This window comes from Microbulbifer zhoushanensis (assembly GCF_021729055.1).
Lineage (GTDB): Bacteria > Pseudomonadota > Gammaproteobacteria > Pseudomonadales > Cellvibrionaceae > Microbulbifer > Microbulbifer zhoushanensis.
Genome location: NZ_JAJSAO010000004.1, coordinates 62,626 through 84,216, shown reverse-complemented (window position 1 = coordinate 84,216; position 21,591 = coordinate 62,626). Strand labels below are relative to the sequence as shown.

Sequence of the window (21,591 nt, the reverse complement as noted above, 5' to 3'; positions counted from 1 at the left end):
GTCGGCCGGGGCCAGGGAGTTCCCCCGCTGGCGTCAGGGGGACTCGGTGGCCGCCGGGGTATACGTGGCCATTGCAGCCCGTCGGTTCGCCAGCACCACGCTGGCGAGCGCCGCAATCACGAGCAGCCAGCAGTACTGCACCTGTCCCACCAGGGCCAACGGCGACACTGCGGCCAGGGAGGAAGCCAGCAGCAACTGCGCACCCCAGGGCAACAGGCCCTGTACGACGCAGGAGAATATATCCAGCAGGCTGGCACTGCGCCCGGGGTCGACGCCATAGCGGTCGCTGATCCCCCGGGCCAATTCACCGTTCAGCAGGATCGCCACGGTATTGTTGGCGACGCACATGTTGGTTGCCGCCACCGCCGCACCAATCCCTATTTCACCTGCGCGTGGGGACGGCTCCCGGTTATGTCCCAGGCGGCTCAGCCGGTCGATGGTGCGGCCCAGCCACTCCAGGCCACCCTGGGATTTCATCATTGCCCCCAGTCCCCCGATCAGCAGGGACAGCACCAGGATTTCCTGCATATTGCCGTAGCCCCGGTAAATGTCCTGCGACAGCACCGCCAGGCTGTAGCCGGGCTGCAGTGCCAGGCCAATAATTCCCGCCAGCAGGATGCCGATAAACAGTACCAGCAGCACATTGACCCCCAGTACTGCCATGGCCAGCACCGCCACGTAGGGCAGGATCCGCAGCAGGTCATAATCCCCGGGTACTTCCACTGTGGCGGTGCCTCCCTGGAAATAGAGCCATACCATGGTGGCCAGGGCCGCGGGCAGGGCGATGCGGAGGTTCATACGGAACTTGTCCCGCATAGCCACGCCCTGGGTGCGGGTGGCGGCGATGGTGGTGTCGGAAATAATCGAGAGATTGTCACCGAACATGGCCCCGCCCACCACAGTGCCCACGGTCAGCAGCAGCGGCAGGTCGGTGGCCCCGGCCACGCCCACGGCAATCGGCGCAATGGCGGCGACCGTGCCCATGGAGGTGCCCATGGCGGTGGCCACAAACGCCGTGATCACGAACAGGCCCGGCAACACCAGTGCAGGTGGAATTACGCTCAGGCCAAAATTGACCGTGGCCTCCACACCACCCACAGCCCCGGCCACGCTGGCGAAGCCGCCGGCCAGCAGGTAGATCAGCACCATGGTGATAATCGTCTGGTCGCCCACGCCGCGCACAAAGGTTTCGATACGCTGCTGCAGGGGACCCCTGGCCAGCAGTATGGCAAGCGCAATGGCGGGCAGGATCGCGACCGGTGCGGATACCTGGTAAAAGGCCATCTCGACTCCCTGTGACTGGAACCAGAGGCCGCTGCCGACAAACAGCGCGAGGAACAGGGCCAGGGGAAGGAGGGCGAGCGGGGATGCTTTGGTCATGGATACAACTTTGACGAACAGCGGGAATGCCAGGCATCCCCGGCGCCAGCGGCAGGAGGCCCGGGGGCTGCAGGGCGAACTTAAGGGATCGCGGATTATAGCGGCCGGTCAGGAGTTGACCAATAACGGTTCCGCACAGGCAATGGCAGTCTGGTTATAAGAGGTGGGAGCTATATTCGGTGGCTCACCTTGTGGTTGATTGCCGGCACTGCATCGGCTTGGCGTCGAAGCCCCAGATAATGGTGGCCTCGCCCCCATGCTCCCGGAAACTCTCATTGCGGCCCCGGTAATTGGTTCCGCTGGCGCTGGGTTGCCGGTACATCAGCGAGACGCTGTCGCCGCGCTCGGCGATCAGCGTGGGCGGCTCGGTCGCAAAATAGGTGATCACCACTTCGTCGGCGGGGTTGCCGTCACAGGCAAAGGTCACCGGGCCCCTGCCGGGCGCCAGGCGGTAGCGCGCCTGCAGCTCGGCGATTCGCCGGCGGTAACTGTCCTCGACACACTGCCGCTGGTCGTCGGCTTTCCAGCACTCGTTGCGCCCCTTGATCCAGCCGCGCTGGCCGGCCTTTAGCACCGGGGGATGCTCGTTGGAGGCTTTTGCGAGCGCCGCTGCGTAGACCTCGGCGAGTTTGCGATCCAGCGACGCCAGTACCTCATCCGCGCAGACCATCGCCTCGGTGCTGCCCTCGCGCACACCCTCGCAGTCGAATGAGGGACCGTTTTCCGCGCTGGCAGTGAAGGCTGCCTGCAACAACAGGATGGCAGTGAACAGGGGGGCTGCAAGTTGGCCGGGGGATAGCCGGTGCATGGAAACTCCGTGTTGCAGGGACTTGCTGTAAGCATAGACCCTGCGTTCCTGTTGTTATCCACCTATGGGCAGTGGCCGGGCAACTTTTGCCGGAATTTGCGGTACCCTTGTCTTTCTCCAGGAGATTTCTATCCGGGCAGTAGCGCCTGTAGGTAAAAACTGGAAAACAACAAAAATCATAACGGGCCGGTGCAACCGGTAGGGGAGGGAGCTCGCGATGGCATTGACGCGGCAGCACTTTATTATCTTCGGGCCAGTGCTGGCGGTAATTTTCTACGGTGTGCTCAAGTTGCTGGGCATGTCCTACCTGCCTGCGGTCACCGCTGCCATCACCCTGCTCACGGTTATCTGGTGGGTGACCGAGGCGCTGCCGATTCCCGCCACCTCCCTGGCCCCGTTTGTGCTCCTGCCGCTGTTCGGGGTGGCCGATCACAAACTGGTGGCGTCCTCCCTCGGCAGCCATGTGATCCTGCTGTTGATGGGTGCCTTTATCCTGTCCAAGGCGCTGGAAAAAAGCGGTGCGCACGAGCGCCTGGCCCTGTATATGCTGCAACTGGTGGGGGTGTCCAGCGGACGCCGGCTGGTACTGGGATTTATGCTGGCGGCGGGGCTGCTCAGTATGTGGATATCCAATACCGCCACCACGTTGATGATGCTGCCCATCGCCCTGGCGGTCCTGTCGCGGGCGGATAACCGCAAGCTCACCGTGGCACTGGTGCTGGGGGTCGCCTACGCGGCCAGCCTGGGCGGAGTGGGCAGCCCCATCGGGACACCGCCCAATGTGATTTTTATGGGTATCTACGAGGAAGTCACCGGCAGTGGCTTCAGTTTCCTGGAATGGATGTCCATCGGCCTGCCGGTGGTACTGGTCACCCTGCCACTGATGGCCCTGTGGCTGACCCGCAGCGTGCGACTGGATAAACCCATCGAGCCGCCACAGGTGGGCGAGTGGCGCCCGGAAGAGGTGCGGACGCTGGCGGTATTTGGCCTGGCCATCCTGGCCTGGGTGACCCGCAGCGAACCCTTTGGTGGCTGGAGCGGGCTCCTCGGTGTGGAGGGTGCCGGTGACAGCACGGTGGCGCTGGCCGCGGTGGTCGTGATGTTCATGGTGCCCAACGGCAAGGGCGGGCGCCTGCTGGACTGGCCCACTGCGGAGACTATCCCGTGGGGGATGTTGCTGCTCTTTGCCGGCGGCATCGCCATCGCCAAGGGTTTTACGGCCTCTGGTCTCAGCGAGATGATGGGCAATGGCCTGTCATTCCTGACGACACTGCCACTCTGGCTGATGCTGGTGCTGCTGTGCCTGTCGGTGACTTTCCTTACCGAGATTACCAGCAACACCGCGACAGCCACCCTGTTGATGCCGATACTGGCGGTGGCGGCTGAGACCGCCGGTTTCGATCCGATGGTACTGATGATTCCCGCCGCCATGTGCGCCAGTTGTGCGTTTATGCTGCCGGTGGCCACAGCGCCCAATGCCATTGCTTATGGTACGGGTGTACTGCGGATGCAGGACATGGTCCGTGAAGGGGCGGTACTCAGTGTGCTGGCGTCCCTGATTATCGCGGGTATGAGCTGGCTGTTATTGCCGGGTCGATAGTGTCTGCTGTTATCGGGTGACGGTGTATAGAGGGACCTGTGCGGTGCCCGCACTGTAATGGCCCGTAAGCCGCTCGCAGTTTGTTGCAAAAGATTCTGGTATAGGATATCCAGATGAGCGGTATAACGATAATCACGCATCCGGAGCCACCATGAAAACCAGAGTCGCCCTCCTGATCACCCTCGCCAGCCTGGCCACTGTAACCGGGTGTGGTAAACCGCCGTCCGGGAATTCCCAGTCCGGGGAGTCCCCGGCCTCGGCCAGCGCGCTGTCCCCTGAAGCCGTTCCTCCCGTGGCCAGGAAAGAACCCCACAGGATGTCGATCCACGGCCATGAACGTGTCGACGATTATTACTGGATGCGCGATGACGCGCGGCAGGATCCCGAGGTCATCGCCCACCTGGAGGCGGAAAACAAATACACCGAGAGCGTGATGGCGCATACCGAGGCGCTGCAGAAGGTGCTCTACGATGAAATGACCGGGCGGCTCGAGCAGGACAAGTCCACGGTACCGGTCAAGGTTCGCGGATACTGGTACTACAGTCGCTACCAGCCGGGCCAGGAATACCCCGTCCATGCCCGCCGCAAGGGTGACCTGGATGCGCCGGAAGAAATCATGCTGGACGTCAATGCCATGGCGGACGGCAAGTCGTATTTCAATGTGGGGGAGACCGCGGTTTCCCCGGACAATCGCCTGCTGGCCTATGCCGAGGACAGTGTCGGCCGGCGTATTTATACCCTCCGCTTCAAGGACCTGGAGACCGGCAAGCTGCTGGACGATCGCCTGGAGAATGCAGAGGCCATGGTGGCATGGGCCAACGATAACCAGACCGTTTTCTATATCAACAAAGACCCCCAGACCCTGCTCGGCTATCAGGTGATGCGCCACAAACTGGGTACGCCACAAAGCGCAGACCAGCTGGTGTACGAAGAAAAAGACAAGTCGTTTTATACCGCGATTTCAAACTCCCGCGACGGTGAGCTGATTTATATCCACCACTACTCCACGCTGGTGAAGGGGGTGTCCGTGCTGGATGCAGACCAGCCGGAGGGAGAGTTTCAACCACTGCACCCCTTGGAAGACAAGCACGAGTACTATGCGAAGAAGCTCGGTGACGAGTTCTATATCAAGACCAACTGGGAAGCAGAGAACTTCCGCCTGATGAAGGCCCCCGTGGCAGATGCGGGCGACAAGTCCCGCTGGCAGGAGGTCATTCCCCACCGCGATGATGTTTTCCTCGCGGACTTCACCACCTTCACGGACAGGCTGGCGGTGATTGAACGCCAGGACGGCCAGAAAGCCCTGCGCATCCTCGGCCTCGAGAGCGATGATGATCTCGAAGTGGGTTTCAATGATCCTGTCTACCAGCTGTCTCTCGGCAATAACCCCGATCCACAAGCCGGCTCGGTGCGTGTTGCCTACTCCAGCCTGACCACGCCGGATACGATATACGATGCCGACCTGGTCTCCGGCGACCTGCAGTTGATGAAGCAGGACCAGGTGCCCGGTGACTTCGATTCGGCGCGCTACCAGAGCGAGGGTATTACCATCGCCGCCCGTGATGGCGAGGAGATCCCGGTTTCCCTCGTCTATCGCAGGGACCGCTTCAACCAGGACGGTACCAACCCGCTCCTGCAATACGGCTACGGTTCCTACGGATATACGATTGACCCGGCGTTTCGCGCCGACGTTATTTCGCTGCTGGACCGGGGTTTTGTCTTTGCCATTGCCCATGTCCGCGGCAGCCAGAAGCTGGGCCGGGCCTGGTATGAAGACGGCAAGATGTTCAACAAGATCAACACCTTTACCGACTTTATCGATGTTACAAAGGGGCTGACGAAGAAAAAATACGCCGCGCCTGACAAAGTCTTTGCCGCGGGCGGCAGTGCCGGCGGATTACTGATGGGAGCCGTCGTCAATATGGCGCCGGAACTCTACCGCGGGATCACTGCCCAGGTGCCATTTGTGGATGTGGTCACCACCATGCTCGATGAGTCAATCCCGCTGACGGTTAACGAGTATGACGAGTGGGGCAACCCCAACAACAAGGACAGCTACGAGTATATGCTTTCCTACTCCCCGTACGACCAGGTCAGGGCCCAGGACTACCCCAATATGCTGGTGACCACCGGCCTGCACGATTCCCAGGTGCAGTACTTTGAACCCATGAAGTGGGTTGCCAGGCTCCGGGACCTGAAGACCGATGACAACCGGCTGGTATTCCATGTAAACATGGACGCCGGCCATGGCGGTGCATCCGGCCGCTACCGGCGCTACGAGGAGAGGGCGCTGCAATACGCCTTCTACCTCGACCTGCTCGGCAAGACACCGATGGCCGGCAGCGGCGAATAAGCTGCGGCGGCAAACAATTCCTGCCTGTTGTCCCGGCGCCGGAGTTCACTTTCCGGCGCCGGGAGCATCCCCGGTCCAGGCGGCGACGACTAGGATTAGCGGGTAATCGTTACCTGTGCCCAGCCCGGATTACCATTCCCATGGACCTTTTGCGTCGTGTTGGCCGCAATCAGCGGGGAAGAGATTTTGTTGTCGGCGACCTCCACGGCCACCTGCAGCAACTGAAGCTTCAGCTCGAGAACATCGGGTTCGATGGCAACTGTGACCGGCTCTTCTTCGTCGGCGACCTGGTCGACCGTGGCCCGGACAGCGAGCAGCTGCTGGCTATGGTGGACCAGCGCACCTATATCAGCATTGCCGGCAACCACGAGGCGATGATGCTGGCCGGCTTTGCCGACCCGGCCGAGTCTGCCCTGCACCAACTGAATGGTGGCGACTGGTTCTACAGTCTCCCCGGCGATCGGCAGCAGCGTTGCGTGGAAAAAGTGCAGCAGTGGCCCTGGGCGATCGAGATAGACACCGGGGACGGGCGCATCGGCCTGGTTCACGCCAACCTGCCCGACGGAGACTGGAGAAGAATGGCGCGGTCCCTCGCCGCCATTGACGCTGCCTGGCAGGCCGGAAAATCCCCGGCCCGGGAACCGCTGGCGGGAGTGGCGCGGGGGATACTCTGGGAGCGGACCCTGGTGGAGCAGTTCTACGGAGATTTCCTCGCCAGCGAGACCACCGCGCGGGAAATCGCCGCGTTCAAGGATCGTGAGATGCAACGTGCGGGTGATGCAGGGGCCGGGCAGTGTGCGGAATGGGTTGCCGGGGGCTCAAGCGACCGCCTGGCGCCATTCCGGGTGTCCGGAATCGACGCCGTCTATATGGGCCACAGTTTCGTGCCGGTGCCGATCCAGGTCGGCGACTGCCACTTCCTGGATACCTACCGGGGGGAACCGGGCCAGGCGCTGGGTATTGTGTGTATCAGTGCACCCTGAAGCCGGCCGGCTCAGGCGCCGATCAATCCCTGGCCGCATACGCGAATGGTATTCCCGGTGATCCCGTAGGCACCCGGTGACGACAGGAAGCACACCAGCTCCGCCACGTCCCGCGGTTGTCCCCCCTGCTTGAGGGAGTTGAGGCGACGGCCCGCCTCGCGGGTGAAAAAGGGCATCCTGTCGGTCATGGCGGTCTCGATAAAGCCGGGCGCCACGGCATTGGCACAGATACCGCGCCCTGCCAGTTCCCGCCCCAGTGCGCCGACGTAGCCGATTAACGCAGCCTTGGTGGTGGCATAGTTGGTCTGCCCGAAATTTCCCGCCACCCCGCTCATGGAGGACAGGTACACCTGCCGGCCGCCGTCACGGACCAGCTGCGCCTCATGCAGTGCCCGGTCGACGGCAATGATAGCCTCCAGGTTCACGGCCATGACCTGTTGCCAGTATTTCTCGGGCATCTTGCCCAGGGTCTTGTCACGGGTGATACCGGCGTTATGCACCAGGATATCCAGGCCGCCAAACTCCTGCTGGATAAATGCTGCCAGTTCTCCCGGTGCGTTTTCCGCTGTGATATCAAGAACCAGCGGCGTCGCCCCGATCTCTTTACAGGCTTGCTCCAGCTCCGCAGATGCGCCCGGGATATCCACGCATACCACGGTGGCGCCCTCCTGGCGCAGGCGCTGCGCTGTTGCCAGCCCGATGCCGCGAGCGGCGCCGGTTACCAGCGCCACTTTGTTTTCCAGCACCTGTTCGGCGGGCAGGGTTTCCGGTGCCTGTACTGAGCCCCGGATGGTGATGGCCTGCCCGGACACATAGGCGGTCTGGGGACCGCAGAAAAAGCGCAGGGGCATGTCGAGCCGGTCGCCGGCATCCCGGCCGGTATAGGCCAGGTTCACGGTGATGCCCCTGGCGCCAAGCTCCTTGCCCAGGGAGCGGCTAAAGCCTTCCAGCCCCCGGGCCACCCCGGTGGCCACCGGGCTTTCTGTTTCCTCCGGCAGGGGGGCCAGCAGGAAGACGCGACCATTGCGGGCGACCCGGCGGACCAGGGGGTGCAGCTGTCCGTGCAGGGATGAGTAATCCGTGGGCGAGTCGATACCGGAGGCATCCACCACGAGAATATCAATCCGTTGGTCCCCGGCCAGGTCATCCGGTGCACAGCGATTCGCTCCCCCGCGCTCCAGGATCCCGGCCAGCGGCTGTTCCAGCGGGCCGTAGCCCAGTGTCACCAGGATGGCGGTTTTGCCGGCAAACGGGCGGGCGGCATAGGGACCGTCCGTGCGTGCCAGCGTGACGGGATTGGGCAGGCCGAGCGATCGCACCAGCCAACCGGACAGGGGGTTGCTGTGCAGCTGTTTCAGCAGGTCGGGCATGGTATAGCTTTCTTGAATGTTATTTTTCCAGGATGGCGGTCACCGCCTGGCCGCCGGCGGCACAGACAGAGATCAGGCCGCGGCCGGAACCTTTCTGGTCGAGCATTTTGGCCAGGGAGGCGACAATGCGTCCTCCAGTAGCCGCGAACGGATGGCCGGTAGCAATGGAGCTGCCGTTGACGTTGAGGCGGCTGCGGTCGATGCTGCCCAGCGCCTCCGGCAGGCCCAGTTTATCGCGGCAGAACTCGCTCGATTCCAGCGCTGCCAGGGTGCAGAGCACCACCGCGGCAAAAGCCTCGTGAATTTCATAGAAATCAAAATCCTGCAGCGACAGGCCACGCTGCTGCAGCATATGGGGAATGGCATAGGCGCCGCCCATCAGCAGTCCCTCACCGCCCTTGACGTAATCCACTGCGGCGGCCTGGCCGGCGGTGATATAGGCCAGTACCGGCAGGCCACGTGCCGCTGCCCATTCCTCATTGGCCAGTAGCACCGCCGATGCACCGTCGGTGAATGGCGTGGCATTGCCGGCGGTAATGGTGCCATTGTCCCGGTCGAAGGCCGGCTTGAGCTTGGCCATTTTCTCCATGGTCGAATCGGGGCGCAGGTTGTTGTCCCGCTCGAGGCCGTGGTAGGGCATCACCAGGTCGTCGAAGAAACCCTCGTCATAGGCCCGGGCCAGGTTCTTGTGGCTGGCCAGGGCCAGCTCGTCCTGTGCCTCACGGGTAATCCCCCACTGGGTGGCGGTAACCTGGGCATGCTGCCCCATGCTCATGCCGGTGCGCGGCTCGGCACCGGTGGGGACTTCCGGCAACAGCTGGCGCGGGTCGAGCAACCCGGCGGCGGCCTTCAGGCGATCAACGGTGGTGCGGGCATTATTGATCTTCAGCAGGGTACGGCGCATGCCGGGATGGGCGCCCATGGGGATATCGGAGGTGGTATCGGTGCCACAGGCAATGGCGCAGTCGATCTGGCCCAGGGCAATCTTGTTGGCCACCAGGATCGTGGCCTCCAGGCTGGTGCCGCAGGCCTGCTGGATATCGTATGCAGGCGTGTGGGGATCCAGCCCGCAACCGAGCACCGATTCCCGCACCAGGTTCCAGTCCTTGGCATGTTTCTGTACGGCGCCCCCAGCCACTTCATCGAGCTTCTCGCCAGCGAGGGAGTATTTGTCGACCAGTCCACGGAGAGTATCTGTCAGCATGACCTGGTTGCTGAGCCCGTCATAAGCCGTATGGGAGCGGGCAAACGGGATACGATTGGCGCCGACGATGGCGACCCGGCGGGGACTGCCGATAAGCATGGGATTCTCCCGGATAGGTTGTCAGAAAGTGGTTGGTTACCGAAAAGAAGGCTAGCTGGCGGTAAGGTTACGTTACAACTCCCGTATTGGGGAGGTTAATGTGAGACAGCAGTTATATTCCCTGCACCGGTCCGCTGAGTGGTCCAGGGCAGAAAGGTCCCCGCCGGCATAATGCCAGTGCCCGCGGGTTGTCACGGGGCCATTCGGGCAGTCCGGTTCCGTAGCCGGAATGGAAGATGCCCTGGAAGCAATGACTGCCCACTGCCGGCAATCCAGTACCGTAAGAATGTCGTGTCCGGCCTCCTTTATTAGCGTATTGGTTCGCAATATTTGAACAAGTGCCTGCCATTGGTGCACTGAAACGTCAGTGCAAGACAAAATATTTAGAGCAACTTTGTGCACTAAAGCTTTCCTCAAAATGCGCAATCGGGCGTGATTTGACCGAATTATTTCCTGTTCGAAGATAAGGTCGAATTAAAGACAGCTTGGACTGTCCTGTCTGGCGCCGTAAGTCGCCTTGACGACTCTCCAGGTGACTGCAAGGATTCAGGGACCGCCAGCAGTTGGCTGCTCCAGCCAGTATTTGGACCGGTGAATCGCGTCCTGTGGTTTTCCGGACAAGCCGTACGCCCGTGAAGCCCCCAGGCGCAACTTTCTATAGCGGTTTGGAATTCTGGAGAGAATAATGAAAAAGCATTTTCTTGCGGTACTGCTAGCCGCGGGCCTGCCTGTTACGGCCTCGGCAGATCACTCCTGGGCTGACTACCACTGGGCGAGGACAACCAGCTCCTTTGACCTGCAGGTAATCAACAGCACCACCACAGACTGGGACCCCTATGTCACCCAGGCCATTGCCGACTGGTCCAAGTCGACCAAGCTCAACATGATCGAGGACCCCAGTGGTGACACCTCATCCCGGACCCGCCGCAAATGCAGCGCCCCGGACGGTATGGTGCGCATCTGTAACCTGGACTATGGCAACAACGGCTGGCTGGGGATCGCCGGTATTTCCCTGGATGCCCAGGGGCATATCGTGACCGGCTATACCAAGTTGAATGATACCTACTTCACCCAATCTTATTACAATAACTTCAGCTGGAAGCAGAGTGTCACCTGCCAGGAGCTGGGGCACGATGTGGGACTGGGCCACCAGGACGAGGACTTTAATAACGAATCGCTGTTCTCCTGCATGGATTACCAGGACCCGCCCTACGAGTACCCGGATAACCACGATATGGCGCAACTGGACACCATCTACGGGCATGTCGACAGCTATGATTCCTTCGCCAGTGATGGCTCCGGCGGCGGCGGTGGTGGTGGTGACTGCAACTCCCCGCCCGGAAAAGGCTGCAACAAGTCGGATATCGGCTGGGAAAACAGCAACGCCGGCTGGGGTATGTCCCTCGGTCGCCGCGGCCAGCACGAAACCTTTATCCGCATCGACCCGCAGGGTATGCGCCATATCACCCACGTGACCTGGGAAAAAGGCCACTGAACCGGTTGAGCCCTTGATAGAGAACCCGGTTCGGCCGCTGGCCGGCCCGCAAACCGAAAGACCCGCCACCTGGCGGGTCTTTTTCATTGCCTGCACGCTTCCTTGACCCAAACCCGGCCATAGCCCGATGAATAAAACTCCCGCACGGGTTATATTCCCGGAAAACCTGTTGTGAACGGAGGATAGATGGATAAGGAATTCTGGCACCGGAAATGGGAAGAGCGAGAAATCGGCTTCCATGCGCCAAAACCCAATGAGCTGCTGGTGCGCTATTTCGCTGAAGTGGCACCTGCGGGTCGGGTTTTCCTGCCGCTTTGTGGCAAGACGCTGGATATTCACTGGTTACTGGCTCAGGGTTACAGCGTTGCCGGTGCCGAGCTGAATGAAAATGCCGTACGGGAATTGTTTGAAGAGCTGGGTGTTGAACCGATGGTGTCCGGCACTGGCAACCTGCTTTGTTACAGTGCCGGGCAAGCCGGGGAGCGCGGCAGGATTGATATTTTTGTGGGGGATATCTTCGAGCTGTCTCCGGAGCAGCTCGGCCCGGTGGATGCGGTCTACGACCGTGCGGCCCTGGTGGCGCTGCCCGAGTCTATGCGGAATGAATATGCCACCCATATTCTGGCGCTTGCGCCCGGGGCTCCGCAGTTACTGATCACCTTCGAGTACGACCAGCAGCTGATGGCCGGACCACCTTTTTCCATCGGCCCCGGTGAAGTGGAGCGACTTTACAGCCCGAGCCATAACCTCAACCTGGCCGAGCGTCGGCTATTGCCCGGCGGTCTGAAAAGTACCCGGGCGGTGGACGAGCTGGCCTGGATTCTTAGACCCCGATAGCCCCCTGCCATCGAGTGCTTCCATGTCCGCAGGAAAACCGGGCGGACCTGGAAGTACCGACCTTTCTTAACACTGTTTAACCCCGCTTAGCCCTCCATTACACCGGTCGCCGGTACCATGCTCACGTCGATGCAAGCCAGACGACAACAGCGCTCACCAACAGTGAGCAACCCTTTGCAGAAGTGAGGTGCTAACCATGAATTACAGGCAGTGGAAAAACGCGATCACCGGAATTGGCCTGGCTGCAGTGATTGCCGTGCCCACCCTCGGTATGGCCGGGGACTTTGGCCACAGGCACGGGGACAAGTCACACAAGATGCAACAGCGCATCGAACGTCTCGCCGAAAAGCTGGAGCTGACTGAAGGCCAGAAAGCGCAGCTGGTCGAAAATCATGACGCCGTCAGTGACGAACGGCGTGAGCTGATGCGCGAGGCCCATAGCCTGCGGAAGGAGTTACGCAACGCACTGGCAGATGAGGTCGGCCGGGCTACCCTGGATGCCCTGGCGATGAAAATAGGCCAGCTCAAGATTCGCCGGATGGAGTTGCACCAGAATAGCCGCCAGCAGTTCCTGGCGGTCCTGACCGACGAGCAGAAAGCCGAACTGCGTGAACTCCGGGAAGAGCGACAGGAACGCCGCGCCGAGCGCCGTGAGCGGAAAGGGGCGTAAGGGGATGGAGGAAAGCGCAAGGGGATAGTGCCAGGCAAAGTAGGGCAGTTGACCCTCTGCCGGGCGGGATATCAGTTCCGCCCGGTTTCCCGGTTTTCCTTTCGCCACTGGCGGGGCGACATCCCTGTCCATTGCTTGAAGTTACGGCTGAATACGGCCACGTCTGCATAGCCCAGGTTGAGGGCGAGATCGGTAATGGACTGGCGGCCAAAGCGCAGGTTCAGCTCGGCAATTTCCATACGTGTCTCCTGCAATAGCTCGCGAAATGTCACTCCCTGGGCCTGCAGCTTTTTCTGCAACACCCGCGGATGCAGGTCCAGGGTGGCGGCAACCCGGGTGACATCACACTCGCCGCTGGCCAGCAGGTTACTGACGATATGGCGCACCTGGGCCTGCAGGTTATCGGGGTAGAGGGATTCAAGCTGCCTGATACGCTCGCGGAAATGCTCGCGAATCAATGCTTCATCCGGGCACGGCTTACGGGACAGCCAGCTGGCGGGGAAACTGATACCACAAAAATGGCTGTTGAAAACCAGTCGATCTGCATATCTCTCTGACTGCCACAGGTCTCCTTCCGGCCTGGATTGCAGGAGGTGGATTTTCAGTGATGTGCCAGCACCCTGCACCATTTGCCATACCGTATTGAACGCCTGCCCGGCACTCAGCTGCATCAGCTGTCGCAATCCACTCGAATTACTGAAGTCAAAGGCCAGGTGTAATTCCAGCTGTTCGCCATTGATATGCTGGCTGACGCTGACACCATGGGCGTGCAGCACAATGTGGTGTTCGGCGTAGGACAGGGAATCCTGCAGGGTCTCCTGCTGCGAGGCGGACAGGGCCATCTCTCCCAGCGCCAGCATGGTTTGCCGGGCAGCCAGGCGCAGCCCGAACAGGGGCTCATTACAGGCGTCAGCGGACAGGTCCAGCAAGTCGGCAAGGCGGGGATAGGCGATATAGCTGTTCGGCTGGCGGACCTGGGCAATGGTCAGGCCCTCCTGACCAAGTAACTCATTCGGGTTCTGCCCCATTTCACTGACCAGCTGCTCGTACCTTTCAATAGCGCCACTACGAATCAGGAACATCCACTACCTCGATCCAGTCAATTCCGGGTGTTCGCAAAATATCAAGCTTTGTTCGTAAATAGTCAAGTTGAGCGGATGTCACTGCCCCTAGACTGACCCTGTTATTAAAGGGGCGTTACAGCTCCCAGTGATGAGAGAGACAAGGCGATGAGTGAAGCAAAGACCCCGGTACTGGAAATGCTGGCTGCCATGCAGTCAGGCGGTGTGGTATCCCGTGATGACGCCCGCGAGGCGGTGCTGTTGCAGGAGACCGACCTACCCTGGGTAACCCTGCCCGATGGCTCACTGCTGCAGGTGCTGCATATCGACCTGAACCAGAACCTGTGGGTAATCCGCAGCCGCTTCAAACCCGGTTTCTGTGTCGATACCCACTACCATACGGGGCCCGTGTTTGCCTTTACCAAATCCGGCGAATGGTTCTATAAGGAATATCCGCAAAAAATTAACAATGCGGGCTCCTACCTGTTCGAGCCGGCCCACTCTGTGCACACCCTCACGGTGGCCGACGATGCAACTGAAGACGCAGACGTCTGGTTTGCCATCTTTGGCAGCAACGTCAATATCGATGACGATGGCAATGTCACCAGTGTGCTCGATGCCAAGACTGTCATGAATCTTTACCGCGCCCTGTGTGAAGCGGAGGGCAAGCGCTGCGACCAGATGATCGTCGTGGGCGAATAAGCAGGGCCGGTTGTGAGTGAGTTGAATTCCGCCTTCGTTACCGGGGCCGGTGGGTTTATCGGTCGCCACCTGGTGCAGGCCCTGCTGGCTGAAAAGGTCTCTGTGGTTGCACTGATGATGCCGGGCGAGCCGGTCCCGGCGGACTGGGGTGACCGGGTACGTATTGTCACCGGTGATGTGCGAGCCCTGGCCGGGTTGAAATGGCAGATCGGCAGGGTTGACGCCATCTTTCACCTGGCGGCGGTAGTCAGTGACTGGGGCACGCGCCATGCGCATGTGGATATCACGGTCGGGGGTACCCGCCAGGCTATCGACCTGGCGCTGGCGTGGGATGCGCACTTTATCGTGACCACCAGCGTCTGTGCCTACGCCAGCGCCCTGGCCAGAGGCCCTCTCGACGAAGACAGTCCACTCGGCGAGGCCACGTCCCATTATGAGTACTGCAAGCAGGAGCAGGAGCAGGAGCGCGTTACCCGTGAGGCGGTGCAACGACTGGGGCTCAGGGCAACGATCATACGTCCCGCCAATGTCTTTGGTGTCGGCAGTGGGCCCTGGGTAAACCTGATGGTGGACATGCTGCGCAATCACCAGGCCTGCCTGCTTGGCAGCGGTGACTGGGATGCGGGGCTGGTGCATGTAAGGAACCTGGTGGCAATACTGGTTGCGGCAGCCCGTTCGGAATCTACCCGGGGCGACATTTTTGTGGCCGCGGATGGATATGGAATTACCTGGAAGCAGTATCTCGGCGACCTGGCCCGACTCGCCGGTGCGCCAGCGCCGGCCTCAGTTCCCAACAGGCTGGCAAGGGCACTGGCACCGGTGCTGGAATGGTTCGGTCACCTGCGTGGGCAGAAAGAGCGCCCGCTGGTCACCCGCCAGTCCTACCGGCTGATGGGAGGCCCCAATGAGTTTTCCGTGGATAAGGCAAGGCGCCAGCTGGGTTACCAGCCGGTGGTGACTTACCAGCAGGCAATGTCGGAACTGGCGGACCACCTCGGTAGCGGCGTGCCGGGGACTGCAGTGCCGGGCTGACCTGGCTGCTTGTGCGGCCGGGAATCCATGCCCCCGGTACAGCACGTCATAATTTTCTGAGGTACAGAGCGATGAGTAACTGGAAACACGGCGCGCCCAGGGTGGCATTTATCTCTGGCGGCGGCAGTGGAATTGGCCTTCGCCTCGCCGGAGCCCTGCTGCAGGAAGGGGCCAGGGTGGCGATCTTCGACCTGCACGTTGATGAGTCCGTGCTGGCTGACCTGCGCGGCAAGCAGGCGCATGCCGGTGGCTGGGTGGAAAGCTACACCGTGGATATTACCGATCCCGTGGCAGTTACCACCAGTATGGACCTGGCCACGGCCGAAGTCGGTGTACCGGACTTTGCCATCAATTGTGCCGGGATCCTGCGCACCGCGGAGTTTTCCGAGCTGGCCTTCGAGACCTTTGAGCAGAGCATCCGAGTCAACCTGATCGGCAGTCGCAACTTCGCGGCCGGTGCCTTGCGGCATATGCAGCCCGGTGGCCACCTGGCACTGGTCGCTTCCCTGGCGGGAATCTGCGGCAGCTATACCCACGCTGCCTACTCCGCCTCCAAGTTTGGGGTGGTGGGCCTGGCCGAGGTACTGCGCACCGAGCTCACCCCGAAGGGCATTGATGTCTCCGTGGTCTGCCCGGGGGAAATCCACACACCCATGCTGGAAGAAGAACGCCGCACAGGACGCCTGGTGACTGAGGTCATCAACGAGTTTGCTGGTGTCATGCCGGTGGACAAGGCAGTCGACGGAATACTCGCGGGCCTGCGCAAGCGGCAATACATGATTACCCCGGGATTCCGTGCCCGCTTGACCCGGGCCATCGCCCGCAAGGCGCCCGGCCTGTTCCACCGCATCATCGATGGCAAGGTCCGGCAGGGACTGGCGCGGGAGCAGCGCCAGGCTGCGGGCAGCAAAGCGAAGAGTTAATAGCAATGGGCGCCTGCGCGCTGGCGCCTGGACAATGCCTGCCGGTCAATCCCTGGCAGGCCTGATCACAAAGCCGGAGAGCGATAAAATGAAAAAGTCCGGACTCAATATGCAGTTCAATAACCTCGCCGAATTTATCGAGCATGGCCTGGATAAATTCGCCCACCTGCCCGCCTTCAATTGCCTGGGGCAGACGCTGACATTCGCCGAGGTGGAGGAGAAGTCCCGCCACCTGGCGCAGTGGTTGCAGCACGAGGCTGGCCTGGAGCGCGGCGACCGGATTGCCATCCAGTTGCCCAATATCAGCCAGTACCCGATTGCCGCCTATGCCGCACTACGGGCCGGCCTGGTGATCGTCAACACCAACCCGCTGTACACACCGCGGGAGATGCAGCACCAGTTCTCCGATTCCGGTGCCCGCGCGCTGGTTATCCTCGCCGACTTCCTGGAAAAGTTTGAGGCCATCAAGGCCGATACCGATATCGAGCGGGTTCTGGTTACCGGCGCGGCCGACTTGCTGGGCAATCCCGTCGATGCACCGGGCGGTTACCATGGCCTGGTCGACGCCATTGGGCGCGGTGGCGAATTACCGTCGATCGAAAAATCCACGGCGGTACGCGAGGATATCGCCGTGCTGCAGTACACCGGTGGCACTACCGGTGTCGCCAAGGGGGCCAGCCTGACCCACGCCAACCTGCTCGCCAACGCGGCACAGATGCTGGAGCGTATTTCGCAGCGCGGTAACGAGGGCGAGGAAATTTTTGTGTGCCCGTTGCCGCTTTACCATATCTATGCGTTTACCGTGAACGTGCTGGCCCTGTTCAGTATGGGCACCATGAACGTGCTGATTCCCAATCCCCGCGACCTGGATGGACTGGTTCGGGCCATCAAGCCGTTCCGGTTTACCGGCATGGCGGGCATCAACACCCTGTTTACCGGCCTGTGCCGTCACCAGGAATTCAAGGCGCTGGATTTCAGCAGCCTGAAGATGACCTTCTCCGGCGGTACCGCACTCACAACATCCGCTGCGGAATTGTGGCAGTCGGTCACCGGCTGCACGGTAACCGAGGGCTGGGGACTTTCAGAGACCTCGCCGGTCATCACCCTGAATGAATTCGATCGCGAGGAAATCGGTACCGTGGGTACGCCGCTGGCCGAAACCGAGGTGCAGGTGTGGGATGAGCAGGGCCGCCAGGTGGCCCCGGGTGAGAGTGGCGAGCTGGTGGTTCGTGGTCCCCAGGTGATGGCCGGCTACTGGCAACGCCCGGAGGCGACGGCAGAAGTGCTGCGCGATGGTTTCTTCCGTACCGGCGACGTTGGCCTGGTACAGGACAATGGCAACGTTCGTATCGTCGACCGCCTCAAGGATATGATCATCGTGTCCGGCTTTAATGTTTACCCGAACGAGGTGGAGGACGTGCTCTGCCGCCACCCGCAAATCATCGAGGCGGCAGTGGTGGGCTCCCCCAGTGAGCAGACCGGCGAGGCCGTCAACGCCCATCTCGTGGTGGAAGGGGAGCTGGACCAGGCGGCGATCGTCGATTTCTGCCGTGAGCAGTTGACCGCCTACAAGGTACCGAAGCACATCCATTTTCACAGCGAGCTGCCCAAATCCACCGTGGGCAAGATCCTGCGCCGGGAGCTGCGAAGCACCCCGGCCTGATGATTCCGGCCTGCCCGGGGGCGCGAGCCCCCGGGTGACAGATAGCCTGGATTAGCGGCGATAGTCCAGCGGCGGCTCGCGGTCGCCCAGCAGCGGCGTATATTCGAAGTCATTGCCGCGCTTGCGTTCAAACTCCTCGGTGGCCTGTTCCACCAGCGCGGGTTCCCGCAGCATCTGGATGCCGGCCAGGGCCAGGGTTTCCGCGGCCAGCATCATGCCCTTGTGGCCGATACTGGTGCCCCCGGCCGCTACTGCCTGCCAGGTGTGGGCGGAAGTGCCCGGTACCCAGGTGGCTGTGCCGAAGCCGCCGGTGGGGACATTCCAGCTGACGTCACCCACATCGGTGGAGCCGGGCATGGGGGCCTCGGAAGGATTGTATTCGGCAATCTTTTCCTGGTCGCCGAGCATGCGCCCCGGCTTGCTGGCCAGGCCGTCCAGGCTGCGGGCAAACTTCTCTTCCGCTTTTGTATATTCGATCCCACCGAACTGGCGCATGCTGGCATCCAGCAGGCGGTTGATGGTCTGGTTGGGCAGCAGGCTGTGGTTGCCGTGGATGATCTCCCATTCCACGCTAGTACCGGTGCCCTGCGCCGCGGCCCGGGCAATTTCCTCAACCCGTTTCCAGACCGGTTCCAGTTCTGCCGCAGTGTTATCGCGCACGTAATAGAAGACCTCCGCGTTGGCCGGTACCACATTGGGGGCCAGGCCACCGTCGGTAATCACATAGTGGATGCGGGTGCTGTCCGGTACATGCTCGCGCAGCATGTTCACCATATAGTTCATCGCCTCCACACCATCGAGGGCCGAGCGGCCCCGCTCCGGGGCGCCGGCGGCATGGCTGGCGATCCCCTTGAAGCGAAATTTCGCGGAGCGGTTGGCGAGGCTGGACGTGGGCAGGGCGGCATTCTGGTCACCGGGGTGCCATTGCAGGACCACATCGGTGCCCTCGAAGGCCCCGGCGCGCACCATATAGACCTTGCCGGAACCGCCTTCCTCGGCGGGGGTGCCGTAGAGGCGGATTTCACCGGGGGTGCCCGTTTCCTTCAGCCAGCGGCTCAGCATGATGGCCGCGGCGGTGGAGCCGGCACCGAACAGGTGGTGACCACAGGCGTGGCCGGCGGCCTGGCCCTCGATCGGGCTGTGTTCCGGGACCGCTTCCTGCGCCACCCCGGGCAGGGCATCCATTTCTGCCAGCAGGCCGATCACCGGCCCGCCGCGACCCTGCCGGTAACTGGCGACAAAAGCCGTGGGGATATCGGCGATACCGGTCTCTACCGAGAAACCGGCCTCCTTCAGGTGGTCCTGGATTGCCCCGCTACTGCGGGTCTCCTGGTAACCCATTTCCGCCCAGTTCCACAGGTCATCGGCCAGGCCGGTGGCCTGGGGGGCAATACGCTTTGACTGGGCTTCGACCCAGTTTGCGTCACTACTGAGGGACTGTTCGTCATAGGCATGGGCCGTTGAAATGGCGCAGGCCAGGGTGAGCGCCGAGGCGGTGGCCAATGTGGCAATAGCGGATGTGGTGCGTCGGATCATGGAGTTTCCCCTTCTTATCATTTTCCCGGCGTTGGTGGTGGTCGCGCCGATCTGTCATTCATTGTGCCGAAACTATAGCCGGCTTGCACTTGGCCGGGTGAGTGTAGCGGGGGCGGGCGCCCCCTGTTATAAACGTGCATCGGTAAGGCTGGCATAGCGAGGAGAGTGGAAGTGCGGGATTTCCGGGATATAGAGGCGGGCGTGATCGAGCGTTTTGGTGGTGAAGCGGAACTGGATAAAGAGCTCACCAGGCCAAGGTCAGCGCGGGCGCTGAAAAAGATCCCGGACAGCGAATGGCTCTCCGCGGCATCGCGGGCCGTGTTCCAGGCCGGCTTCAACTGGACCGTGGTGCGCAACAAGTGGCCGCGCATCGAGGAGATTTTCCACGGCTTCGACCTGCACCACTGCAGCTTTATGCCCGACGACGAGCTGGAGAGTGTCATGAAACAGGATGGCATGATCCGTCACTGGGCCAAGACCAGGGCCATCCGCGACAACGCTACCTTCTTTCTCGAACTCTCCCGTGCCCACAATGGCCTGGGCAATTACTTTGCCGGCTGGCAGGCGGCAGATTACGGTGACAACCTGCGCTACCTGCAGAAGGGAGGCTCCCGCCTGGGTGGTCGTACGGGGCAGATTTTCCTGCGCCGCATGGGGGTGGATACGCTGATCTTCTCCCCCGACATGGTGCAGGCGCTGGTGCGTGAAGGGGTGGTGCAGAAGACGCCCTCGTCGAAAAAGGACTGGGTTGCGCTGCAGAAGGCTGTTGCCGGGTGGCAGGGCCAGACCGGGCGCAGCCTGAATGAAATCAGCCAGATCCTGGCCTATTCGGTGGGCTGATCGCTGTCGCGGATCGTATTCCCGGTGAGGTAGAGCCGGGCCTGGCCCGGTCCACGGCAGTGGCCGATCAAATAAACGCCAGCAGGCGAATTTAACCCAAGGGGGCAGGGCATGTGTGACGAGCAGACGAACAGGGATGTGGACGAGTACATAGATAGCCACGGAGACAGTCGCGGCATCAGCCGGCGGGATTTCGGCAGGATCGGACTTGGCGCGGCGCTGGCAGCGATGTTGCCGGTGTCCGCGCGGGCCATGCAGGTGGTGGAATCGAATGTGACGGTCACGACGCCCGATGGCAAAGCCGATTGTTATTTCGTGCACCCTGCCAGTGGCCGATACCCGGCGGTGATCATGTGGCCCGATATCTTTGGCATACGCCCGGCCTTCCGCGAGATGGGCAAGCGACTGGCAGAGTCCGGCTATACGGTCCTGGTGGTCAATCCCTACTACCGGACCATGCAGGGCCAGCTGGTGCCGGACGGTACCCGGTTGATTGATGCGGAGCTGCGCAAGGCAGTCTGGCCGGAGGCGCGGAAACAGGCCGGCACCCTGTCCCCGGAAACCTGCGTGACTGATGGCCGTGCATTTATGCAGTTCCTGGACCGTCAGGCCGCGGTGGATACCGGGAAAAAGGCGGGCACCATGGGTTACTGCATGACGGGCTCCTATACCTTCCGCCTGGCTGCCGATATGCCGGAACGAATCGGGGCCGGAGCCTCCTTCCACGGCGGCCGGCTGGTAACCGATAAAGAGGACAGTCCCCACCGACTGGTGCCGGAAATCCAGGCCGGTTTCCTGGTGGCCATTGCCGAGAACGACGATGAACGGCAGCCGGAAGCCAAGGCCGTGCTGCGTGAGGCGTTTGACGACGCCGGTGTCCAGGCCGAGGTTGAAGTTTATGAGGGCGCCATGCACGGCTGGTGCCCGCCGGACTCCATGGCCCATAACCCGAAACAGGCAGAGCGTGCCTGGGAAAAGATGCTGGCATTGTTCGAGCATCACCTTACCTGACGTTCACCTGTCGGCGGGCAAACC

Annotated in this window: 18 protein-coding genes; 12 read left to right on the top strand and 6 right to left on the bottom strand. The window is 61.6% G+C overall.

Translation table 11 applies throughout. The annotated features are described in order from the left end of the window. Positions 1 to 33: 33 nt before the first annotated feature. Both LVD10_RS09065 and LVD10_RS09060 read right to left on the bottom strand, forming a co-directional pair. A complete protein-coding gene (locus LVD10_RS09065; protein ID WP_237063309.1) occupies positions 34 to 1,380 on the bottom strand; it encodes a Na+/H+ antiporter NhaC family protein in 1,347 nt (448 codons plus the stop codon). Between the two features lie 184 nt (positions 1,381 to 1,564). Next, positions 1,565 to 2,188, bottom strand: coding sequence for an MliC family protein (locus tag LVD10_RS09060; protein WP_237063306.1), 624 nt, complete (start codon positions 2,186 to 2,188; stop codon positions 1,565 to 1,567). Between the two features lie 217 nt (positions 2,189 to 2,405). Between LVD10_RS09060 and LVD10_RS09055 the strand changes: the two genes are divergently transcribed. The 3 genes from LVD10_RS09055 (at position 2,406) to LVD10_RS09045 (ending at position 7,124) form a co-directional block, all read left to right on the top strand. Further along, on the top strand, positions 2,406 to 3,788 hold the full coding sequence (locus tag LVD10_RS09055) for an SLC13 family permease (RefSeq protein ID WP_237063304.1): 1,383 nt from the start codon (positions 2,406 to 2,408) through the stop codon (positions 3,786 to 3,788). Between the two features lie 151 nt (positions 3,789 to 3,939). Then, positions 3,940 to 6,141: a S9 family peptidase gene (locus LVD10_RS09050; RefSeq protein WP_237063302.1), complete on the top strand. Its 2,202-nt coding sequence runs from the start codon at positions 3,940 to 3,942 to the stop codon at positions 6,139 to 6,141. Between the two features lie 140 nt (positions 6,142 to 6,281). Next, complete coding sequence (locus LVD10_RS09045) at positions 6,282 to 7,124, top strand: metallophosphoesterase (protein WP_237063300.1); 843 nt, start codon at positions 6,282 to 6,284, stop codon at positions 7,122 to 7,124. Positions 7,125 to 7,135: 11 nt separating this feature from the next. On the opposite strand, the gene LVD10_RS09040 is transcribed toward LVD10_RS09045, so the two are convergent. Continuing rightward, the gene (locus LVD10_RS09040) at positions 7,136 to 8,494 is read right to left on the bottom strand and encodes a 3-oxoacyl-ACP reductase (protein WP_237063298.1); all 1,359 of its coding nucleotides are present in this window, start codon (positions 8,492 to 8,494) and stop codon (positions 7,136 to 7,138) included. A 19-nt stretch (positions 8,495 to 8,513) separates the two neighbouring features. Then, the gene (locus LVD10_RS09035; protein ID WP_237063296.1) at positions 8,514 to 9,797 is read right to left on the bottom strand and encodes an acetyl-CoA C-acetyltransferase; all 1,284 of its coding nucleotides are present in this window, start codon (positions 9,795 to 9,797) and stop codon (positions 8,514 to 8,516) included. A gap of 685 nt (positions 9,798 to 10,482) precedes the next feature. On the opposite strand from LVD10_RS09035, the gene LVD10_RS09030 reads away from it, so the two are divergent. The 3 genes from LVD10_RS09030 (at position 10,483) to LVD10_RS09020 (ending at position 12,799) form a co-directional block, all read left to right on the top strand. Beyond that, positions 10,483 to 11,292, top strand: coding sequence for a zinc metalloprotease (locus LVD10_RS09030; protein ID WP_237063294.1), 810 nt, complete (start codon positions 10,483 to 10,485; stop codon positions 11,290 to 11,292). 186 nt (positions 11,293 to 11,478) lie between these two features. Further along, the gene (gene tmpT / locus LVD10_RS09025; RefSeq protein WP_237063292.1) at positions 11,479 to 12,129 is read left to right on the top strand and encodes a thiopurine S-methyltransferase; all 651 of its coding nucleotides are present in this window, start codon (positions 11,479 to 11,481) and stop codon (positions 12,127 to 12,129) included. Positions 12,130 to 12,325: 196 nt separating this feature from the next. Continuing rightward, a complete protein-coding gene (locus LVD10_RS09020; RefSeq protein ID WP_237063290.1) occupies positions 12,326 to 12,799 on the top strand; it encodes a Spy/CpxP family protein refolding chaperone in 474 nt (157 codons plus the stop codon). A gap of 71 nt (positions 12,800 to 12,870) precedes the next feature. Here LVD10_RS09020 and LVD10_RS09015 read toward each other — a convergent pair whose 3' ends face one another. Beyond that, positions 12,871 to 13,881, bottom strand: a complete 1,011-nt coding sequence (locus LVD10_RS09015) for a helix-turn-helix transcriptional regulator (RefSeq protein ID WP_237063288.1) — start codon at positions 13,879 to 13,881, stop codon at positions 12,871 to 12,873. 147 nt (positions 13,882 to 14,028) lie between these two features. On the opposite strand from LVD10_RS09015, the gene LVD10_RS09010 reads away from it, so the two are divergent. The 4 genes from LVD10_RS09010 to LVD10_RS08995 all read left to right on the top strand — a co-directional run bounded on the left by LVD10_RS09010 (position 14,029) and on the right by LVD10_RS08995 (position 18,180). Continuing rightward, positions 14,029 to 14,562, top strand: a complete 534-nt coding sequence (locus tag LVD10_RS09010) for a 2,4'-dihydroxyacetophenone dioxygenase family protein (protein WP_237063286.1) — start codon at positions 14,029 to 14,031, stop codon at positions 14,560 to 14,562. 12 nt (positions 14,563 to 14,574) lie between these two features. Then, the gene (locus LVD10_RS09005) at positions 14,575 to 15,594 is read left to right on the top strand and encodes an NAD-dependent epimerase/dehydratase family protein (protein WP_237063284.1); all 1,020 of its coding nucleotides are present in this window, start codon (positions 14,575 to 14,577) and stop codon (positions 15,592 to 15,594) included. A gap of 71 nt (positions 15,595 to 15,665) precedes the next feature. After that, entirely contained in the window at positions 15,666 to 16,517 is an 852-nt protein-coding gene (locus tag LVD10_RS09000; RefSeq protein ID WP_237063282.1) for an SDR family NAD(P)-dependent oxidoreductase, read from the top strand. Positions 16,518 to 16,605: 88 nt separating this feature from the next. Next, on the top strand, positions 16,606 to 18,180 hold the full coding sequence (locus tag LVD10_RS08995; RefSeq protein WP_237063280.1) for an AMP-binding protein: 1,575 nt from the start codon (positions 16,606 to 16,608) through the stop codon (positions 18,178 to 18,180). Between the two features lie 51 nt (positions 18,181 to 18,231). Here the strand turns inward: LVD10_RS08995 and LVD10_RS08990 are convergent, their stop codons facing one another. Then, positions 18,232 to 19,716, bottom strand: a complete 1,485-nt coding sequence (locus LVD10_RS08990; RefSeq protein ID WP_237063278.1) for an amidohydrolase — start codon at positions 19,714 to 19,716, stop codon at positions 18,232 to 18,234. 171 nt (positions 19,717 to 19,887) lie between these two features. On the opposite strand from LVD10_RS08990, the gene LVD10_RS08985 reads away from it, so the two are divergent. Together LVD10_RS08985 and LVD10_RS08980 are read left to right on the top strand one after the other, a co-directional pair. Next, on the top strand, positions 19,888 to 20,556 hold the full coding sequence (locus tag LVD10_RS08985; RefSeq protein ID WP_237063276.1) for a DNA-3-methyladenine glycosylase I: 669 nt from the start codon (positions 19,888 to 19,890) through the stop codon (positions 20,554 to 20,556). Between the two features lie 111 nt (positions 20,557 to 20,667). Continuing rightward, positions 20,668 to 21,567, top strand: a complete 900-nt coding sequence (locus tag LVD10_RS08980; RefSeq protein ID WP_232941387.1) for a dienelactone hydrolase family protein — start codon at positions 20,668 to 20,670, stop codon at positions 21,565 to 21,567. Positions 21,568 to 21,591 lie beyond the last annotated feature (24 nt).